Here is an 18,539-nt window from a genome sequence, read left to right as displayed (position 1 = left end):
GGCGAGTTGCCAATGTACTCAGGCGAGCACCCGGTACCGCCAGTCAACTCAAGTTAACTCGAAAGTGGGGATACGTCAGGCCGCACCCTCCGGGGCATGCCTATGGCCCTAACCAGGAGCGGGAGTTTCCGCAACCTCCGGCTCGTTCCTCGGCTCGACCAGCCGGGCGGCCAGGATGCCGGCAGCGCCCCCGGCGGCAAAGAAGACCTCGTCCTGCTCCCGGGTCCTTCCCATGCTCTCCGTCCCGATGCCCTCCCCCTCCAGCAGATCCAGGGCCGGCCGGCCGTCAACCGACACCACCCGGTGCCGGTCCGGCAATCCCGCTTCGCGGATCTGGCGGTACACCCGGTCCCTGAGCGAGGCGGGAAGCACGGGCAGGGCGATCAGGGCCGGAGCCAGCGCCACCCTTCCCAGGGCCGTAACGGTGTGATGGCTCAGGCCCAGGTGGCGGGGGCGAGGGTCGGCGCCGCTCAGCCGGGGTACGGCCACCGGCCTCCCCCCCAATACCCAGGCAGCATTCACCGCCTCCCCTTGCTGCAGCCCGCTGAAACCCCAGGCGCTGCTGGTTCCCACGTGACCGGGCCCCACGGCCACCACCGCCGCGTCGGCCCTGACCACGGCCTTGGCGGCCAACAGCCCGCTGTAAAGATTAACCGCCTCCAGATCGCCCCCAAAAGCGTGCCCCACGGTGATGGCGGCCGCCAGCAGCCCCCGTTCTTTCAGGCGCCTGACCAGCCGGCTGAAGGCCAGGGGCAGGGCCCCGCCGTCGGTCATGACATAGGCCACTTTCAGACCGGGGTTGGCAACCTTTACGCCCGCGACGGCCGGCGCCACAAGACTGTGCAGGGGCGCGGCAATGACCGGCATGCCGGCCAGAGAAGAGCAGCGCTCCAGCGCCGCCCGGTAGGGAGAGTTCTCTTCCTCCAGTGCCGGCACTTTGAACTGCAAAGGGGTGTAGCGGAGCTTCATGATGTGGCCCGGACCGGAAGCCGTGGTACACCCGCCGCTGAGATTGGCCATTACGAAGTGGTAGCCGCCGGTACCGAGCCCCAGCTCTACCGCGGTTACGTTCAACAGCACCCGATCTCCGATCCTTGCCGGTCCGGTCAGCGCTCCGTAGTTGATTGCCGGTGTACGTTCTCCTTCGATTTCCACCAGCAGCTCCGTGTATCCCGGCAGGTCTTCCTTTACGTCTACTACCGTACCCACCTTACTGCTCAACAACGGGCATTACCCCTTTGGTGCCGCCCGCCCCAGGCGGTCTAACCGCGCCAGCCAGGGCACGCGCTCCAGCAGGCGGGTGATGGAGGCTCTTTCCGCATACCAGTGCAACCCGGCCAGGGCGGCGAGCAGCCCCAGTTCCGCCGCCGCGCCCCAGTGAAGGGTGACGATTGCGCCCAGTGCCCCGCCCAGGCTGTTGGCTCCGGCATCGCCCAGCATGGCCCGTTCGCGCAGGTCGAAGGGAAAGAATACCAGTGCGGCTACCAGCAGCGGCGCCAACAGGGGAACGCTTCTTCCCCCGGCGAGGCCCGCCAATACTCCGGCCAGGATGAAGAACCCCTTGAGCGCGCGGCCCGGGCGGAGGTCCAGAAGGTTAAGCGCGTTGGCCGCCAGGGCCACGGTTGCCACCTCCAGTCCCGCCTCCCACCAGGGGAGGGACCTGCGGGCAACAACCGCCACTCCGGCGCCGAGACCTCCGATCACCTTGAGCAGAGCGGTATCCGGTCCCACCTTCCGCCAGTAGCGCAGGTGACCTTTAAGCCCCTTGACCCGGTCCCCGCCCCGACGGTCGTCCAGAAGGCCCACGGCACCGAGGACCATCAGGGCGAGAAGCACCCGGCCGGCCTTTCCGGTCGGGCCCTCGACCGCCAGGGCAGGCAGGAGGGCAACGGCCGCTCCCAGGACCGGTGCCGGGCCCGCCTGGGCCACGATCAGGCCGCGGTAGTTGGGCCGCTGCGGCCAGGCCCGGGGCCACTTCAGGGCCAAAAAGGTAACGGCAGCGGCCAGGGCCGCCTCAACGATCACCATCTTGTGCTCCGGGCCGCGCGTATCAAGGCCTGCCCCACTTCCCAAAACTGGCGACCCCGATGCACCAGCCCCGCCCAATCGTTACCGGTCACCCGGTGGCTCATGGCTACCGGGACCTCCCCCACCCTGAACCCGGCCCACAACGCCCGCACGGTCAGATCCACCTCTACCCCGAACCCGCCGGCCAAGGGATACAGCCTCTTCGCCACGCGGGCGTCCAATACCCGCTGACCGGAAAGAGGGGCAACCAGCCGGCAACCGGCCAGCCGGTAGATACCCCACCCGGCCAGGGCCCTTACCAATCCCAGCGTTCTACCCTTTTGCCCGCCCGTCAGCCGCCCTATGGCCATATCCAGCAGGCCTGCCTCAACCGGCTCCCAGAGGCGCTCCAACTCGCAGGCGGTAGTTCCCACGTCGGCGTCCACAAAGGCCAGGAAGGGAGCCCGTGTGGCCCTCAGACCGAGGTTGAGCGCCTGCCCCTTGCCGCAGTTGCGGGCCAGCCTCAGTACCCGTGCCCCCGCCCCGGCCGCCGCCTCGGCCGTGCGGTCTTGCGAACCGTCGTCCACCACGATCACTTCCGAGACCGGAGCCAGCCGGGCGCAGGCCTCCACCGTTTGGCCCACGGTCTCTTCCTCGTTGTAGGCGGGAATGATTACTGCCAGCACCCGGCCACCCCTTTCCCCAACCGGCTCCTAAACGCCCAGGACCAGCCGCAGGCGCAGGGCGGCCAGGCGGAGTAATTGCTGCGTCACCGGGGCGGCAAGGAGCGCGGTCAGTACCGGCACCAGCGCGGCCGCCACCAGCTCCAGCAAGAGGCGGAGACGAAAGGATTGGCGATACAGGAGGCTTACGCCCTTGGCGTCCAGCAGGGAGGACCCCACCTTGAGACGAACCAGGAGGGTACTGGCCATACCCTGCCTTCCCTTGTTCAAGAAATCGAGCACGTTGGAGTGGCTGCCCACGGTTACGATCAGCGAGGCCCCGAGCTGGTGCGCCAGTAACAAGGCCAGATCCTCACTGGTGCCCGGAGCCCGCACCACCTTGGCCTCGTCCGCCAGGCCCAGGGGCTCAAGCCGCGCCAGTCCCGGCGCCCGGCCGTCGGGGTACGCGTGCACCACCAGCTCCGCTCCGCAGCGCAGGGCGCTGTCGGTTACGCTGTCCATATCCCCCACTATGACCCGGGGCCGGTACCCGCACTCGAGCAAGGCGTCCGCGCCCCCGTCTACGGCTACCAGAACCGGCCGGTTTTCCCTTATGTAGGGACGGAGGGCAACGAGGTCTTCCCGGCAGTGCTCCCCCCGCACCACCACCAGAACCTGTCGATCGCCGAACTCCGTCTCCAGGGGCGGTATTTCCAGCCCCCCGAGGACCGCTTCCACCTCTTCGCGGGCGCGATACAGGGTGTTCTCTATAAAGCGGGCCAGCTCCCGGGGAAAGTTCGCCCGGGCCCGCCGCATCGCCGTCTCCACTCCTTCGGCCGTCAGCCAGCGGCCGCGGCCAACCTCCTGCCCGTGGCAGAAAAGCGCCTCTCCCACGATCTCGACCGCTTCTCCTTCCCGCACCGCCTCCAGCACCTGCAGCCCCACCCCGTCCAGCAGCGGTATGCCCTGCCGGAGAAGCCGCAGGGGGCCGGAATTGGGGTAGCGCCCGGTGATTGAGGCGCTGGCATTTACCACCGCCCGGGGCCGACGCCGGGCCAGGCCCTCGGCGGCCACGGCGTCCAGGTCGGGGTGATCGATAATGGCAATTTCGTGGGCTTTAAGCCTCTGTACCAGATGCTTGGTGCGCCGGTCCACCCGGGCCCGGCCCTTGATGCGCAAGGCCTATCACCCGAGCCTATTATGCAACTATTTCCGGGGAGAAATACGGTCTCGCGGCGATACGCGCCTGCGCGCGAAGGGGAAAGAGGCGCTTCCTCGCCCCGGCAGCCCGGTTACGCTTCGTTACGGTCTGCCTTTACGAGGCCTTGGATTCCAAACGCAGTTTGTCCGCAATCATGGCAATGAACTCCGAGTTGGTCGGCTTACCCTTATCTACCCTTACCGTATATCCGAACAGACGATCGATGATCTCCAGATTTCCCCGTTCCCAGGCCAGCTCAATGGCGTGACGTATGGCCCGCTCCACCCGGCTGGGCGTAGTATTGTACTTGCGGGCTATGGAAGGATAGAGCTCCTTGGTTACCGCCCCCAGAAGGCTCATTTCCTCGATCACCATTAGAATGGCCTCCCGAAGGTACTGATAACCCTTAATGTGGGCGGGTACGCCCACCTGGTGAATGATCCGCGTTACCTCCAGATCGAGATTCCTGCCCCGGGAGGGGGCGGGCGAGGAGAGAGGCTGCCCGTTGGCCAACTGGCGGATGCGCATGCCCAGGACTTCGAGATCAAAGGGCTTCAGGATGTAGTAGTCCGCCCCCAGCTGCAGGCAACGCTTGGTGGTGGTTTCGTTCCCCACGGTGGTGACCACGATGATCCGCGGCCGCTGGCCCGGAGGTACGGCCTGCAGGCGTTCCAGGACTCCCAGCCCGTCGAGATGGGGCATGATGATGTCCAGCAGTACTACCTGCGGCCGCTTCTCCGCAATTAGCCTCAAGGTCTCCTCACCGTTATGGGCCACGCCCAGAAGGCGGAAGTCGGCCTGGGAATTCACGTAATCAACTAATACTTGGCAAAAGTCCCGGTGGTCATCGGCGATGAGTATGCTTATGGGTTCGTTCAATTGATCTCCCTCCCCAGTAAATGGAAATATCTTCCTGACAAAGGCTGTTTCGACACCCGGAGAAGAAATCCTGCTAGAGACCGCCAATCGTCAATCTTTTCGGTTTTTCGACCTCCGCCCTCCCGAACAGGCCCATTTCCGCCAGCATCCACTCGGCCAGCACCCCGTAGCCCCGGGTGGGATCGTGCACGAAAACGTGCGTAACCGCCCCCACCAGGGTGCCGTCCTGCAGAATAGGGCTCCCGCTCATGCCCTGCACTATGCCGCCGGTCAGGGCCAGCAGGCGGGGATCGGTGACCCGCAACAGCAGGCCCCGGCCGTCCTCCCGCTGCTGGGGCATGACCCGCTCGATCTCCACTTCGAAGCGCTCGATCTCCTCCCCGTTTATCACCGTCAGCATCTCCGCCCGCCCGGAGTGCACCTGGTGGGCCAGGGCCACCGGAACCGGCTGCCGGTACAGCGAGCGCCGGGGCAGCCTGTCCAGGGAACCGAAGATGCCAAACCTGGTGTTACGCAGAATACTGCCCTGCAGATCGGTGCGATCCAGAAACAACCCGATCTTCTCCCCCGGCCGGCCCTGCCTGGCCTGCTGTATACCCTGGACGCTGGCGCCCACAATGCGGCCGTCCGCCAGGGGAACAGGCTCACTATTGCTGTCCACTACCATGTGCCCCAAGGCGGCGAAAACCTTTTCCCGGGGCAGGTAGAAGGTAAGGGTGCCTACCCCTGCCGCACTGTCCCGCACGTAGAGCCCGATACGGTAGCGCCCGGTCTCCCGGCAGAACAGCGGCCGCACCACCAGGGTCTTCAGCTCGCCGCCCCGGCGCACCGTCACCCGAACCGTCTTTCCCGCCCTACCGGCCCGATCCACCAGATAGGCAACCTGATCCTCGCCGGCCACGGTGTGGCCGTCGATACGGGTTATGGTGTCTCCCAGGACGAACCCCGCCTCCCGCGCGGGATTGACGGTTTCGCCCCCGCCCGAGGTAATGGGCGCAAAGCCCACCACTACCGCTCCCGAAGTCCTTAGAAGCACGCCGATGCAGTGTCCTCCGGGCACTACTTCCGGCGGCTCCACGATGTGAACCGTAACCGTTCTTACGGGGATAAGGCCCAGGAGCTCCAGCCTGAGGTGCAGGCTGCCGGGACGGGTGGCCACCGGCCAGTTCACCCCGTCCGAGGGCTGCCAGCGTCCCAGGCCGGACAGCAGCCTGGCCGGAAGCGCCAGCTCCAGCCGGACCTCTTCGCCGATGCCCAGGCGCTGCTCCTCGGGCACCGAGTACAGGGCGTAGGAGAAGAACAGGACTGCCGCCAGCAGGGCGGAAAAAAGCCAGAACGTCCGGCCTTTACCCGAAGGCATAGGTGAATGGACCACGCTCCTGGTTTTTCCCGACGTCCTGGCCAGGATGATCTAGCGTTAAGTTAACCCCTGCCCCTAGGTTTTATGCCCCCGCTTCCTCGAGCAGGCGCCGGGCGTGGTTCAGCGAAGCGTCGTCTACCCGCCCGGCCAGCATGCGGGCCAGTTCACCTATTCTCTCCTCCCGGCCCAGTTCCCGCACCCGCACCACCGTCCGGCCTCCCGCCTCCTCCTTGGCAATGAAGAAGTGACGGTCGGCATAGGCGGCGATCTGAGGCGCATGCGTGACGCAGATTACCTGGTGCCACCGGCTCAACTGCCGCAGCTTCTCTCCTACCGCCCGCGCGGCCGCACCCCCCAGACCCGCGTCTACTTCGTCGAAGATCAGCGTGGGGATGGCGTCGTTCTCGGCCATGATGCTCTTGAGGCCCAGCATGAGCCGCGAAAGCTCTCCGCCCGAAGCCACCTTGGCCACCGGCCGCGGCGGCTCACCCGGGTTGGAGCTGAAGTGGAACTCCACCGCCTCTTCCCCGGCCGGGCCGGGCGCCGCGGCGGTAAAGTTCACGACGAAAACGGTGTTGGGAAGGGCCAGGTCGACCAGGACTCCCGCCAGCTCCGCCTCCAACCGCTTTGCCGCTTCCCGCCGGTGGGCGGACAGTTCCGAGCTCTTATGCCGGTAATCGGCCTCGGCCGCCGCCCTCTCCGTCTCCGCCCGCGCCAGCTCTTCGCTCCGATCCGACATTTCCTTCAGGCGGCGCTCCAGTTCCTCGGCCTGCTTCAGGATTTCCTCCACCGTGCCCCCGTACTTGCGCCGCAACTGCCGAATCTGGGCCAGGCGGGCCTGCACCTCGGCAAGGTGCTCGGCGCTAAAGTCCAACCCTTCCCGGTAATCGCGCAGAAACCGGGCATGGTCCTGGATGCCCGCGGCCACTTCCTCCAGGGCTCCCACCACCTCGCTCAGGGCCGCCGGGTCCAGGCCGATCACCGCCCTGATCTGACCCGCCGCCCGGCTGATCTGGTCGTAGGCCCCCGTGCCGCCCGGACCCCCGAACAGCAGCCTGTAGGCCTCCTCCACCGCTCCCAAAAGGCTTTCCGCTCCGGCCAGGAGCTTCTCCCGGGCCTGAAGCTCTTCCTCCTCCTGGGGCCGCAGCCTGGCAGACCTGATCTCTCGAACCTGAAACTCCCAGAGTTCCCGGTATCTCTGCTCCTCCTCTTGCAGGTGCGCCAGCCGCGCCCGCTCGGCTTCCGCCCTCTGCCATCTTCTCCAGGCATCCCCTACGGCCCGCCGCCGGGCCAGCAACTCCGGGCCGCCGTAGGCGTCTAGAAGCCACAACTGGGTGGAGCCGTTCAGCAGCGACTGGTGCTCGTGCTGACCGTGCACGTCTACCAGGCATCGACCCAACTCCTGGTAGGCTGCCAGGCCCACCAGCCGGCCGCCCACCCGGCAGAGGTGCCGGCCGGTACGGTTCAGTTCTCGCGCCAGCACCAGGACCTCGCCGGGCTCGGGCACGACTCCCATTTCCTCCAGGCGCACCCGCAGGGTCTCGGACCCGGGGCAGAAGAACGCGCCCTGCACGGCCGCGCGTTCGGCGCCCGTCCGGATCAGCTCGGTAGCGGCCCTGGCCCCCAGCAGCAGGTTGACCGCATCCACTACCAGAGACTTCCCGGCGCCCGTCTCTCCGGTGAGCACGTTGAATCCCGGCCCCAGCTCCAGTTCCAGCCGCTCGATAAGCGCCAGGTTTTCCACGTAGAGGCTGGCCAGCATCCGCCTCACTCCTGCGGCCACTCTTCCGCCAGCAGTTCCCTAAATTTTTGCACCGCTTGGGCTACGGCCTTCCTGGGTTTTATCACCACCAGGATGGTGTCGTCGCCGGCTACCGTACCCAGGACTTCCGGCCAGCGCACGCCGTCGACGCACGAGGCCACCGCCTGCGCGGTTCCAGGAAGGGTTCGGATCACCACCAGGTTGTCGCTGTAATCCACGTTGACCACCGAATCCCGGAAAAGCCTGCGCATCCGGGCGCAGGCGTCCGCCGAGGGAGATGCCGAACCGGGCAGGGCATAGCGATAGGTCCCGTCTCCCGCCGGCACCTTGACCAGGCCCAACTCCCGGATGTCCCGGGAGACCGTAGCCTGCGTTGCCCGGTAGCCGCGCTTACGCAGTTCGAAGGCCAGCTGACCCTGGGTGGAAACCACCTGTTCGGAAATGATCTCCAGAACCGCGCGCTGCCGCCCTAGCTTAGCCACAGGCCACCACTTCCCTTGCTTTCGCCCAAACGCAGTTTCTGCCGCATGATCTCAAAAAAGGACCTTCCGCCCAGCTTCACCAGGTGCAGGTATTTCGGAGCCTTGGTCACCCTAACCTCGTCCCCCACCGCCAGCGGGTGACCCCGCTGGCCGTCCACGGTGAGCATGGCCTCCGCCCTTTCGGTTTCCACCCGAACCCTCACCTGTCTCTCGGCCTCGATTACCAGGGGCCGGGCGTAAAAGGTATGCGGGCAGATGGGCGTGAGCAGAATCACCTCCAGTGAGGGGACGATTATGGGGCCGCCGGCCGCCAGGGAGTAGGCGGTAGAGCCCGTCGGCGTGCTGACGATGAGCCCGTCTGCCGGATAGGTGGCCACGAAGTCCTGCTCTACGCAGGTGCGCAGCTCCAACAGGCGCGAAAAGGCTCCACGGCTGACCACCATGTCGTTCAGGGCGCAGAAGCTCGCCGCGAGTCCCTCTCCCCGCCAGACCTCGCCCTTGAGCACCATCCGCTCTTCCAGGCGGTAGTCGCCGGTTAGCAGCCGCTCCAATCCCGTAAAAAGGTCGGGCAACTCCACCTCGGTCAGAAAGCCCAGGTGGCCCAGGTTTACTCCCAGGAGAGGCTTGCCTCCGGCCAGGGCCAGACGGGCGGCCGCCAGCAGGGTGCCGTCGCCGCCCAGGGCCACCAGGCACTCTGCCTCTCGGATCAGCTGCTCCTCCTCTACGCCCCACCGCTCCAGGCCGGCCAGCGCGGCGTGAGCGCGGACAAGCATCGGCCGCACGCCGTGCCTTCCGAGCCACTCGGCTATGTCCCGGGCCACTTCCGGCGACCTACTCTGGGTGGGATTGAGAACCAGTCCCAAGGTGCGCATGCCCGTGCTCCTTCGTCCCGCCCAGGACCCGGTGGGCCTCGGCCACCACCCGCTCGATTTCACCCGGTCCGGGCTGCCTTTCCGCCTGATGCTCGAGGGACAGGTAAAGCCAGAACTCAATGTTCCCTTCCGGCCCCTTGACGGGCGAGTAGCTCAGCCCCTCAACGCCAAACCCCAACTCCCTGGCTCCCTGCACCACCCGCTCCAGGACCTCCAGGTGGGTAGCCGGGCTCCGGACCACCCCGCGCTTGCCTACCTTCTCCCGGCCGGCCTCGAATTGCGGCTTGACCAGGGCGATAACCCGTCCCCCGGGTCTGAGCAGCCTCTTCACCGCCGGCAGCACCTTCAACAGGGAGATGAAGCTAACGTCGACGGTGGCCACGTCGGCCGGTTCCTCCAGCCGACCGGGCTCCAGATAACGAATGTTGGCCCGCTCTAGAACCACCACCCGCGGGTCCCGCCGCAACTTCCAGGCCAACTGCCCGTACCCTACGTCCACGGCGTACACTTTTGCCGCTCCGTGTTGCAGGGCGCAGTCGGTGAACCCGCCGGTGGCGGCGCCCACATCCAGCACCACCTTCCCGGTCAGGTCGAGGCCGAATACCGCCAGCGCCCGTTCCAGCTTCAGCCCTCCCCGACCCACGTAGGGATGGGGCGTACCCAAAAGCACAATCCGGGCGGTGACCGGAACCCGGGTACCGGGCTTGTCTAACCGCCGGCCGTCTACGGTCACCCGGCCGGCAAGCACGCAGGCTCTGGCCTGCTCCCGGCTGGCACACAAGCCCCGCTCCACCAGCAGCAGGTCCAAACGCTGCTTCTCCACCCGATCGATGGCCTCTACCTCCCGGACCAGGTCTCGGTTGACCTAACTGAGTTATCCCCAGTTTGTCTCGGGGCAGTGCTGGTTTGCCCTCCCGCCAGTCCTGGTTCTCCCTCGGGGTGTCCCAACCCACTTGGCGGCGGCGTACTCCGAGCGCAGCAAAGCTTCCGCCGCCCGGGCGATTCCCCGGGCGTCCAGGCCCAGTTCCGCCCGCAGTTGCTCCGGCCCCCCGTGCCCCACGAAACAATCCGGTATGCCCAGACAGCGCACCGCCGCAGGTCTTACTCCTTCTGCGGCCAACAGCTCCAGCACCGCACTGCCGAAGCCCCCGGCCAGCACGTGCTCCTCCACCGTGAGCAGGTATCCCGCTCGCTTCACCTGCCTCACGATCATTTCTCGGTCCAGCGGTTTGACAAAGCGGGCGTTGATCACCGTGGTCTCTATGCCCTTCCTGGCCAGCAACTCGGCCGCCGCCAGGGCCTCGTAAACCGGCGGGCCGACCGCCAGGACTACCAGGTGCCGGCCCTCCCGCAGCACCTCTCCCCGGCCCACCGGCAGCGGCCAGGGTTCCGAAGCCAGATTCACTCCCCGCCCTCGCCCCCGCGGATAACGCAGGGCCGCCGGCCCATCGAGCTGCAAGGCAGTACACAGCAGGTGCTGCAATTCGTCCTCGTCCTTGGGTACCATGACGGTGAGGTGAGGTACGTGCCGCAGATAGGCCAGGTCGAAGGTCCCCTGGTGGGTCTCGCCGTCCTCCCCGACGAGCCCGGCCCGATCCAGGGCCAGCACCACCGGCAACCGCTGCAGGCAGACATCGTGCACTACCTGATCGTAGGCTCTCTGGAGAAAGGTCGAGTAAACGGCCACTACCGGCTTTAGCCCGGCCGCAGCCAAACCGGCGGCCAGAGTGACCGCGTGCTGCTCGGCGATGCCCACGTCGAAGAACCTTCGGGGAAACCGGCGGGCAAAATCCTCCAGTCCGGTGCCGCTGGCCATGGCCGCGGTGATGGCCACCACGCGGGAGTCCTGCTCGGCCAGCCGCACCAGCGTCCGCCCGAATACGGCGGTGTAGGACGGAAACGGGGTCTTCTCCTGCAGCCGCCCGCTTTGCGCGTCGAACGGTCCGATCCCGTGGAAGACGTCCGGATTTTCCTCCGCCGGCTGATACCCCTTGCCTTTCTTGGTAAGGACGTGTACCAGTACCGGACCTTCAAGCTTCCGCGCCCACGAGAGGACTTCCTGTAGGGCGGTGAGGTCGTGGCCGTCCACGGGGCCCAGATAGGTGAAGCCCAATTCTTCGAAGACCATTCCCGGTACCAGGAGGTGTTTCAGACTATCCTTGAGTCTCTCCGCCGCCCTCAGCACCTTCGGGCCGGCCGGCGACCAGGAGCGCATGAGCTGTTCGAACCGCTTCTTGCTCCGGGCATAGGTGCTGCTGGCCCGCAGCCGACCCAGGTAGGCGGCCATCGCCCCCACGCTGTGCCCTATCGAGCGCTCGTTATCGTTAAGCACCACAATCAGGTGGGTTTGCAGGTGGCCGGCGTGGTTCAGAGCCTCGTAAGCCATTCCCGCAGTCATGGCTCCATCCCCGATGACCGCCACCACCTCGTAATCTTCTCCCGCCAGGTCCCGGGCCAGGGCCAGCCCCAGGGCGGCGGAAATGGAGGTGCTACTGTGGCCGGTATTGAAGGGATCGTGGGGGCTCTCCTCCCGTTTAGGGAAGCCTGACAGCCCTCCGTAGCGGCGGAGGCTGGCAAACTGCCGGCGCCTGCCGGTGACCAGTTTGTGCACGTAGCACTGGTGGCCCACGTCCCAGATTATCTTATCCCGGGGGGAATCGAAAACCCGGTGCAGGGCCAGGGTCAGCTCTACCACACCCAGGTTGGGAGCCAGGTGGCCGCCGTTGGCGGCCACGATCCGCACCAGTTCCTCCCGGATTTCCCGAGCCAGATGCACCAACTGCTCGGTAGCAAGCCGCTTTAGATCTTCGGGACCGTCTATCTGCTCTAGGTACATTTTCGCTTTCCTTTCTGCCCTCTAAAAGCGGTCACCGCCTGCTGGAGCCAGTACAACAGGCGACCCACCTCAAAGGTGATCTCCTCCGCACGGCCGATGGCCAAGCCTTTGGACCAGGCTTTGCCCCCAATGGTCAGCCCGGATATGACCGCAGTCATCAAGATGCCCGCCCACCAGCCCGCCAGGGTATCCGCCGGGCCCACCAGGCGAAACACGATGGCCGCTCCCATGGCCCCGCTGAGGGTGGCGCATATGTCTCCGACTATGTCGTTACAAAAACTGGCCACGTGATGGGCGTTGCGAACCAGGTATAGGGCCTGCCGGGCTCCGGCCACCCGCCGGGCGGCCTTGGCGTGGAAGCCGGTTTCCCGCGCCGCGGTTGCCGCCACGCCAATTATATCAAAAAGGATGCCGGTAAGGATAATGGCTACGAGAAGAACAAAGGTCAAAGGTAGAATGGTCAGACGCTCCAGCAGGGTCTGAGAACCGCCGGCCACCAACACGGCCAAAAAAAAGGCACCGCCCCCGATCAGCAATGCCCTGCGGCCCGAAACACCCGATTTGGCCACCCGGTTCTCACCCCGATTCCTCCAAAAACCTGCGGTAGGTGGTAGCCCGGCCGGTAAACGTTGCGCCTTGAGGTCTAGCAGGCTTTCCCTGCGGTCCACCGGTCGTCGCCGGCCCGGCGGTTTCCCTTTAAGGACCGCACTGCCCGGTCACCCGAGGCAGGGCTAGATTGCCACTTAGAGCACACTTTAATCCCGGCCGGGCCCTACCCTAGCGGTAGACAGTCTAGGAGCTTTCCCCGACAGTCCGGCTTCTCCCTAGCCCCTTTTGCAGCGCGGGTTTCAGCCGCTACCGAACCGGACCTGCGGCCAACAGCTCCGGCGGGTCATCGCCAACATCCGCCCGTGCCACTCAGGGCAGGCTACACTGCAGCCAGCACCCGTCGCACCGACATGCAGGTTTCTGTCCTGAGCCGTAGCCCGCAGACCACGCACTCAGGTCTCCGCGGGGGTCGGGACGGCACCCGCATGCCTTTGCGGGCTGCCCGGCCCCCTAGTCTCCCAGCACCAGCCCCCAACTGGGCGTCGGCGGCCAGCACCAGAAGCTTCATCGCTGTGCCCTTGGCGGATTTTTAGGCCCGCCTTCAGAAGAAGCCATTCTGACTAGAATACTGCACCACCTACCGGGTGAAGACACTCGTTTCCGCCCGGGAGGAAGACCTCGCACGATCGCCCGGAAACGGCCTCAGCCACCCCCACAAACGCCGAAAGGCGAACCTCCCCGCCGGCCGATGGGCCCGCTTCCGGGTTAAGCCCGCCCTCGCGTGTTCGGATACGTGCGTTTCATACCGTACCTGCGCCTACAGGCGAATTCGCTGCGCCTACCGGTCGCGGGCCAGCAAGTACAGCGCGAGTTCGCGCAATCGCCGCCCTCCCGCCCCCAGCGGCTCTATGGCCGACAACGCCTGCCGCGTAGCCTCCTCGCCCCGGCGCCGGGCTCCTTCCAGGCCGAAGAGTCGGGGAAAAGTGGCCTTTTCCCGTCGCACATCCGACCCGGGCCGTTTACCCAACTTAGAGGTCTCTCCCGTCACATCCAGTATATCATCTATGATTTGAAATGCCAACCCCAGGCTCTCTCCGAAGGCGGTCAACGCCGATAGCTCCGGCTCTCCCGCCCCGCCCAGCCGCCCTCCTATACGCAGGCTGGTCACAAACAGCGCTGCCGTCTTGTGGCGATGGATGTACAGCAACTCCTGCTCGTCCACCTCGCGGCCCTCGGCCGCCAGGTCCACCACCTGTCCGGCAATAAGGCCCCGCACGCCCGCCGCTTCCGCCAGTTCCTCCACTACCTTTACGATCGTGGCCGCGGGAACCCCCAGGCGGGGAAGCTCGGACGCCAGGAGCCAGAAGGCATGCGTCAACAGCGCGTCACCCGCGAGGATCGCCGTGGCCTCGTCAAACGCCCGGTGACAGGTAGGTCTTCCTCGGCGCAGGTCATCATCGTCCATGGCCGGCAGATCATCGTGGATCAAAGAATAGGTATGCACCATTTCCACCGCGCAGGCGGCGGGAACGGCCTTCTCCTCATCGCCCCCGGCCGCCTCGGCGGCCATGAGCACCAGCAGGGGCCGGAGACGCTTGCCGCCGGCGAACACGCTGTAGCGCATGGCCTGGTGAATGCGCGGCGGGTAGACCGTTTCCGCCGGCAGATACCGATCCAGGGCGGCGTCCACCAGGCGGCGCTTGTCCTCCAGATAGCCGACCAGACCCAAAGTCTTCCCTTCCTTCTGACCCTCTAGAGCCCGGGACCCGGCTCCTCCCCTTCCCCGGGCCGGCACTCGGCCGTGCCGTTGGCCAATTCCACCAGCCACTGCAGCCTCTCTTCCGCCGCGGCCAGCCTTTCCCGGCAGAAGCGCACCAGCTGCACGCCTTCCTCGAAGCCGGTCAGGGCCTCCTCCAAAGAGAGTTCTCCGGCTTCCAGCCGCCGCACTATGGCCTCCAGACGCTTGAGGGCCTCCTCAAAGCTCAGGGATGATGCCTCCAATTACTCCTGCTCCCCCTCTTCACCCTTCTCCTCTACCCGGCACACCAGCCGGCCCTGGTAAAGGACCACTTCTACCCGGCTGGCCAAAGCCACCTCCCCGGCCCGGCGGACTATTCTCCCCTCCTGCCGGCAAACGCTGTAACCCCGCCGCAACACGGACAGGGGGCTGAGGTTGTCGAGCTTCGCCGCCAGGACAGCCACCTCCCGGTCCAGGCCCTCCAGGAGGGCGGTGAAACCCCTCTCCAGCCCCGCCGCGCACTCGTCCAGGTGCTGGCGGAAGCGGTCCAAATGCAGGTGGGGCCGCGCCAGGCAGGGCCGGCTGGACAGGAGCTCCAGGCGCTGGGCACCCGCCTGCAGCCGGCGCCGGCAGGCGGCCTCCATGCGGGCCTGAAGGTTGGCCAGCTGGCGGAGGAGTTCGGAACGCAGGGGGGCCACCATCTCCGCCGCCGCCGAGGGCGTGGGCGCGCGCCGGTCGGCCACCAGGTCGGCAATGGTATAGTCGATCTCGTGGCCAACCGCCGCCACTACCGGCACGCGGGAAGCGTAAATGGCCCGCGCCACCTCCTCGGTGTTGAAGGCGGCCAGATCCTCTCCCGAACCCCCGCCCCGCCCCACAATAAGCACGTCGACGGCTGCGTAATCATTCAGAAGCCGTATGGCCCGGGCAATACTCTGGGGCGCCCCCGCTCCCTGAACCAGTACCGGGGCCACTACGATCTGTATCGCCGGGCAGCGGCGCCCGATCACGCTGATTATATCCCGCAGGGCGGCACCGTCGCGAGAGGTAACCACCCCCACCCGCCGGGGAAGGAGCGGGAGCGGCCGCTTGCGCTCCTCGGCAAACAGGCCCTCTTTGGCCAGCTTCTCCTTTAGCTGCTGCAGGGATAAGAAGATACTGCCCAGCGCCCCCGGCCACATCTCCCGGACGTAGAGCTGGTATTGACCGTCCCGCGGGTATACGGCCACGTAGCCCCGGGCTATCACCTCCAGGCCGTTGGCCGGGCGAAAAGAAAGGCGCCCGTTCTGGGCGCGGAACATCACGCACCGCAGCACCGCTCCCCCGTCCTGGAGGGAGAAGTACATGTGACCGGAGGAATGGTGGCGGAAGTTGTTTATCTCCCCTCGTACCCAAACGTCGGCCAGCACCGGATCCCCGGCCAGCAGCTCCCGCAGGTAGGCGGTGAGTTCGGAAACGGTCAGGACCCGCGGCTCCACTGGCGTTTGGCCGCCTCCACCGTATTCTTCATCAGCATGGTGATGGTCATGGGGCCCACGCCTCCCGGAACCGGGGTAATCCAGCCTGCCTTCTCGGAGGCGCCGGCAAAGTCCACGTCTCCCACGACCTTTCCGTTTTCCAGGCGGTTAACCCCCACGTCGATCACCACCGCGCCTTCCTTCACCATGTCACCGCTGATCATGCGCGGCCGGCCTACCGCCACCACCAGAATGTCTGCCTGCCGGCACTCGGCGGCCAGGTCCGGAGTCCGGCTGTGGCATATGGTCACGGTAGCGTGGCGGTGCAGAAGCATCATGGCTACGGGTTTGCCCACGATGTTGCTGCGGCCCACCACTACCGCCCGCTTGCCTTTGGGGTCCACGCCGATCTTGTCCAGCATGACCAGTATCCCGTGAGGCGTGCAGGGATAGAAGCAGTCCTCACCGATTACCAGGTTGCCCACGTTGGCCGGACCAAAGCCGTCCACGTCCTTGGCGGGGCTGATGGCATCGATCACCGCCTTCTCGTTGATGTGCTCCGGAAGCGGCAGCTGCACCAAAATGCCGTGTATCTTGGGGTCGGAATTAAGCCGTTCGATAAGGCCCACCAGTTCCCCTTGGGCGGTTTCGGCAGGCAGGTGGTGAACCTCGGAGTAGATGCCCAGCTCTCCGCAGGCTTTGTGCTTGTTGTTGACGTAGATCTGGGAGGCGGGATTGTCTCCCACCAGCACTACTGCGAGCCCGGGCTCCAGCCCCCGGCGGCGGAGTTCCTCCACCTCCGCCCGGATTTCCGCCCTTATCTCCGCCGCGATCTTCTTGCCGTCGATGAGTTGTGCGGCCATAAACCAGCCCCGCCCTCCTCACTAAGAACTTTTGATAAACATTCGTAATGCCTTCCCGCGACTCCTGCCGGGCCGCTGCCGAACCCTGCAGACCCCAACTTTGCCTGCAGTCTATTCGTTGGACCGGTGGGCCTTGTTTATTGCGTCGAGTATGCCGTTTACGAAGCGCCCCGCCTCCTCGTCATGGTAGAGCTTGGCCAATTCTATGGCCTCGTTGATGACCACGCTGGCAGGCAGATCCGGACAGTACAGTAACTCGTACACTCCCAGGCGGAGCACGTTCCGATCCACGTTGCCCATGCGTTCCAGCCGCCAGTCGAAAGAGTGCCGACTGATCAGCCCGTCTATCTCTTCCAGGTGATCCAGGGCCCCCTGCACCAGCGAACGGGCGTATTCGAGATTATCCCCCGCCAGCCTGCTCCCCTGAAGGACCTGCTGCCAGGCCAGCTCGGGTTCGGTTCGTCCCACGTCAATCTGGAAAAGAACCTGAAAAGCTTTCTGCCGGGCCAGTCGTCTGCTCAAGAGGGCCAGGTCTCCTCCTCTAGCGCCGCCGCAAGATATGGGTAAGAAAGCCGTACAGACCGCCGTAAGGTTCAAGGTGCCAGGCCAGAAGGTACCCTACGCCGGCGCAGAAGAACACGAAAACCGCTTCCCAGAATCCCAACGCCACGGTAAGAATGCCGAAGAGCATTCCGGCCGCCAGCCCGCTCACTCGGCCGGGGTGGCGGCGCCAGTAATCCCAGTCCACGCCCTATCACCCGGTCCTTTCGGCTAGCGAACGCGCGTGCGCTCACGCAGCACGCTTTCCACCAGCACCTTAACTTCCAGCACCTGCACCCCGACCAACTCTTCTATCTGCCGCCGCACCTTCTCCTGCAACTCGGCCGTGACCTGAGGAACTGAAACGTCCGGGTTGACCATGGCCTCTACACGGACGGCCACCCCAGTCGGTGTGACCCTGACCCGGGGCCGGACCTCCCTTATCCCCCGCACCTGCCGGCCGGTCCGGGCTACCATGTGCTCTAAGGCGGAAAGGCTGATGTATACCTCCCCGGCGGGGGTACTCTGCACCAGCGTCTGCTCCGGTTCCCGGGTACCGAGCATTCCTATTAGGGCACGCAGCCCGACCAGGGCTACGGCCAGCGCCAGCACCCCGACTATCCAGCGTTCCTGGCCGGAAGCCATCAGCCGGTTCCAGTAGAGCACCGGATCCTGCCAGCCTGCAGCCGTGGCCGCCAGGATGACCGCCGCCAGCGCCAGGACCAGCGTATAAAGCACCGCGATTGCCCGCTCAAAGAGTCCCATGACCCCGCTCCTTCTTCACAAATACCCGGCGCCTAGCGCACGCGGCGGGTTTCTTCCTCTTCTTCCTCGGGCGCAAAGGCCACCCCCTGAACGTGCACGTTTACCTCGATGACCTTGAGCCCGGTCATCCGCTCTACCGCTTCCTTGACCTTCTGCTGGATCTCCAGGGCCACATCGGGGATGCGTACCCCGTAGTGCACCACCGCAAAAAGGTCGATGGCCGCCTCTTTCTCTCCTACCTCCACCTTAACGCCCTTGGCCAGGTTCTTCCGGCCCAGCATCTCGGCGATTCCGCCGGCGATACCCCCGCTCATGCCGGCAACTCCCGGGACCTCGGTCGCCGCCAGGCCGGCCACCACCGCTACCACTTCGTCGGCAATACGTATGGAGCCCAAATCCGTCTCCACGTTGTGAGCAACCCCCACCGCGTTATTCTGGCCCATGTTTTTCCTCCCCCAGGTTGGTTTACTCCACCTGCGGGGCTATTATACCAGAACCCTCCATCCACGGACAACCAGAACTTGCGCTGGCGTATCCCCAGTTTGCCTTGGGGCGGTCCCGGGTCA

At 65.7% G+C, this 18,539-nt stretch carries 20 protein-coding genes; all 20 read right to left on the bottom strand.

The features are described 5' to 3' along the window. Positions 1 to 108 precede the first annotated feature (108 nt). The 20 genes from NUV99_06105 to NUV99_06010 all read right to left on the bottom strand — a co-directional run bounded on the left by NUV99_06105 (position 109) and on the right by NUV99_06010 (position 18,416). Positions 109 to 1,224: a DUF3866 family protein gene (locus NUV99_06105; protein ID MCR4419695.1), complete on the bottom strand. Its 1,116-nt coding sequence runs from the start codon at positions 1,222 to 1,224 to the stop codon at positions 109 to 111. 6 nt (positions 1,225 to 1,230) lie between these two features. Continuing rightward, positions 1,231 to 2,025 (bottom strand): hypothetical protein, encoded by a 795-nt coding sequence (locus NUV99_06100; GenBank protein ID MCR4419694.1) that lies wholly within the window; start codon positions 2,023 to 2,025, stop codon positions 1,231 to 1,233. Next, positions 2,022 to 2,693: a glycosyltransferase family 2 protein gene (locus tag NUV99_06095; GenBank protein ID MCR4419693.1), complete on the bottom strand. Its 672-nt coding sequence runs from the start codon at positions 2,691 to 2,693 to the stop codon at positions 2,022 to 2,024. The genes NUV99_06100 and NUV99_06095 overlap by 4 nt, the downstream gene beginning before the upstream one ends. A 27-nt stretch (positions 2,694 to 2,720) precedes the next feature. Further along, on the bottom strand, positions 2,721 to 3,848 hold the full coding sequence (gene steA / locus NUV99_06090) for a putative cytokinetic ring protein SteA (protein ID MCR4419692.1): 1,128 nt from the start codon (positions 3,846 to 3,848) through the stop codon (positions 2,721 to 2,723). Between the two features lie 136 nt (positions 3,849 to 3,984). Further along, positions 3,985 to 4,749 (bottom strand): sporulation transcription factor Spo0A, encoded by a 765-nt coding sequence (spo0A, locus tag NUV99_06085; GenBank protein MCR4419691.1) that lies wholly within the window; start codon positions 4,747 to 4,749, stop codon positions 3,985 to 3,987. A 73-nt stretch (positions 4,750 to 4,822) separates the two neighbouring features. Continuing rightward, the gene (gene spoIVB / locus NUV99_06080) at positions 4,823 to 6,109 is read right to left on the bottom strand and encodes a SpoIVB peptidase (protein MCR4419690.1); all 1,287 of its coding nucleotides are present in this window, start codon (positions 6,107 to 6,109) and stop codon (positions 4,823 to 4,825) included. A gap of 82 nt (positions 6,110 to 6,191) precedes the next feature. After that, positions 6,192 to 7,871 carry a DNA repair protein RecN gene (gene recN, locus NUV99_06075; protein MCR4419689.1) on the bottom strand — a complete coding sequence of 560 codons (1,680 nt, stop codon included), beginning with the start codon at positions 7,869 to 7,871 and terminating at the stop codon, positions 6,192 to 6,194. A gap of 5 nt (positions 7,872 to 7,876) precedes the next feature. Next, complete coding sequence (gene argR, locus NUV99_06070) at positions 7,877 to 8,353, bottom strand: arginine repressor (protein ID MCR4419688.1); 477 nt, start codon at positions 8,351 to 8,353, stop codon at positions 7,877 to 7,879. After that, a complete protein-coding gene (locus tag NUV99_06065; GenBank protein MCR4419687.1) occupies positions 8,341 to 9,225 on the bottom strand; it encodes an NAD(+)/NADH kinase in 885 nt (294 codons plus the stop codon). Before NUV99_06065 ends, argR begins: the two co-directional genes overlap by 13 nt. Then, the gene (locus NUV99_06060; GenBank protein MCR4419686.1) at positions 9,185 to 10,048 is read right to left on the bottom strand and encodes a TlyA family RNA methyltransferase; all 864 of its coding nucleotides are present in this window, start codon (positions 10,046 to 10,048) and stop codon (positions 9,185 to 9,187) included. The genes NUV99_06065 and NUV99_06060 overlap by 41 nt, the downstream gene beginning before the upstream one ends. A 51-nt stretch (positions 10,049 to 10,099) precedes the next feature. Beyond that, complete coding sequence (gene dxs / locus NUV99_06055; GenBank protein MCR4419685.1) at positions 10,100 to 12,061, bottom strand: 1-deoxy-D-xylulose-5-phosphate synthase; 1,962 nt, start codon at positions 12,059 to 12,061, stop codon at positions 10,100 to 10,102. Continuing rightward, entirely contained in the window at positions 12,052 to 12,630 is a 579-nt protein-coding gene (locus tag NUV99_06050) for a hypothetical protein (GenBank protein ID MCR4419684.1), read from the bottom strand. The genes dxs and NUV99_06050 overlap by 10 nt, the downstream gene beginning before the upstream one ends. Positions 12,631 to 13,448: 818 nt before the next feature. Further along, positions 13,449 to 14,339, bottom strand: a complete 891-nt coding sequence (locus tag NUV99_06045; protein ID MCR4419683.1) for a polyprenyl synthetase family protein — start codon at positions 14,337 to 14,339, stop codon at positions 13,449 to 13,451. A 23-nt stretch (positions 14,340 to 14,362) separates the two neighbouring features. Next, positions 14,363 to 14,611, bottom strand: a complete 249-nt coding sequence (gene xseB / locus NUV99_06040) for an exodeoxyribonuclease VII small subunit (protein MCR4419682.1) — start codon at positions 14,609 to 14,611, stop codon at positions 14,363 to 14,365. Beyond that, positions 14,612 to 15,826, bottom strand: coding sequence for an exodeoxyribonuclease VII large subunit (xseA, locus tag NUV99_06035; protein MCR4419681.1), 1,215 nt, complete (start codon positions 15,824 to 15,826; stop codon positions 14,612 to 14,614). Continuing rightward, positions 15,808 to 16,668 (bottom strand): bifunctional methylenetetrahydrofolate dehydrogenase/methenyltetrahydrofolate cyclohydrolase FolD, encoded by an 861-nt coding sequence (gene folD, locus NUV99_06030; GenBank protein MCR4419680.1) that lies wholly within the window; start codon positions 16,666 to 16,668, stop codon positions 15,808 to 15,810. The genes xseA and folD overlap by 19 nt, the downstream gene beginning before the upstream one ends. 111 nt (positions 16,669 to 16,779) lie before the next feature. Then, positions 16,780 to 17,190 (bottom strand): transcription antitermination factor NusB, encoded by a 411-nt coding sequence (nusB, locus tag NUV99_06025; protein ID MCR4419679.1) that lies wholly within the window; start codon positions 17,188 to 17,190, stop codon positions 16,780 to 16,782. Between the two features lie 19 nt (positions 17,191 to 17,209). Continuing rightward, positions 17,210 to 17,416, bottom strand: coding sequence for a DUF2273 domain-containing protein (locus tag NUV99_06020; GenBank protein ID MCR4419678.1), 207 nt, complete (start codon positions 17,414 to 17,416; stop codon positions 17,210 to 17,212). A 23-nt stretch (positions 17,417 to 17,439) separates the two neighbouring features. Continuing rightward, positions 17,440 to 17,973, bottom strand: coding sequence for an alkaline shock response membrane anchor protein AmaP (amaP, locus tag NUV99_06015; protein ID MCR4419677.1), 534 nt, complete (start codon positions 17,971 to 17,973; stop codon positions 17,440 to 17,442). Between the two features lie 32 nt (positions 17,974 to 18,005). Further along, positions 18,006 to 18,416 (bottom strand): Asp23/Gls24 family envelope stress response protein, encoded by a 411-nt coding sequence (locus NUV99_06010; protein MCR4419676.1) that lies wholly within the window; start codon positions 18,414 to 18,416, stop codon positions 18,006 to 18,008. Between the last annotated feature and the right edge of the window lie 123 nt (positions 18,417 to 18,539).

This window comes from Clostridia bacterium (assembly GCA_024653205.1).
Lineage (GTDB): Bacteria > Bacillota > DSM-521 > Neomoorellales > SLTJ01 > JANLFO01.
The sequence above is the reverse complement of the archived record's forward strand: the minus strand, read 5'-3'. Positions and strand labels throughout refer to the sequence as shown.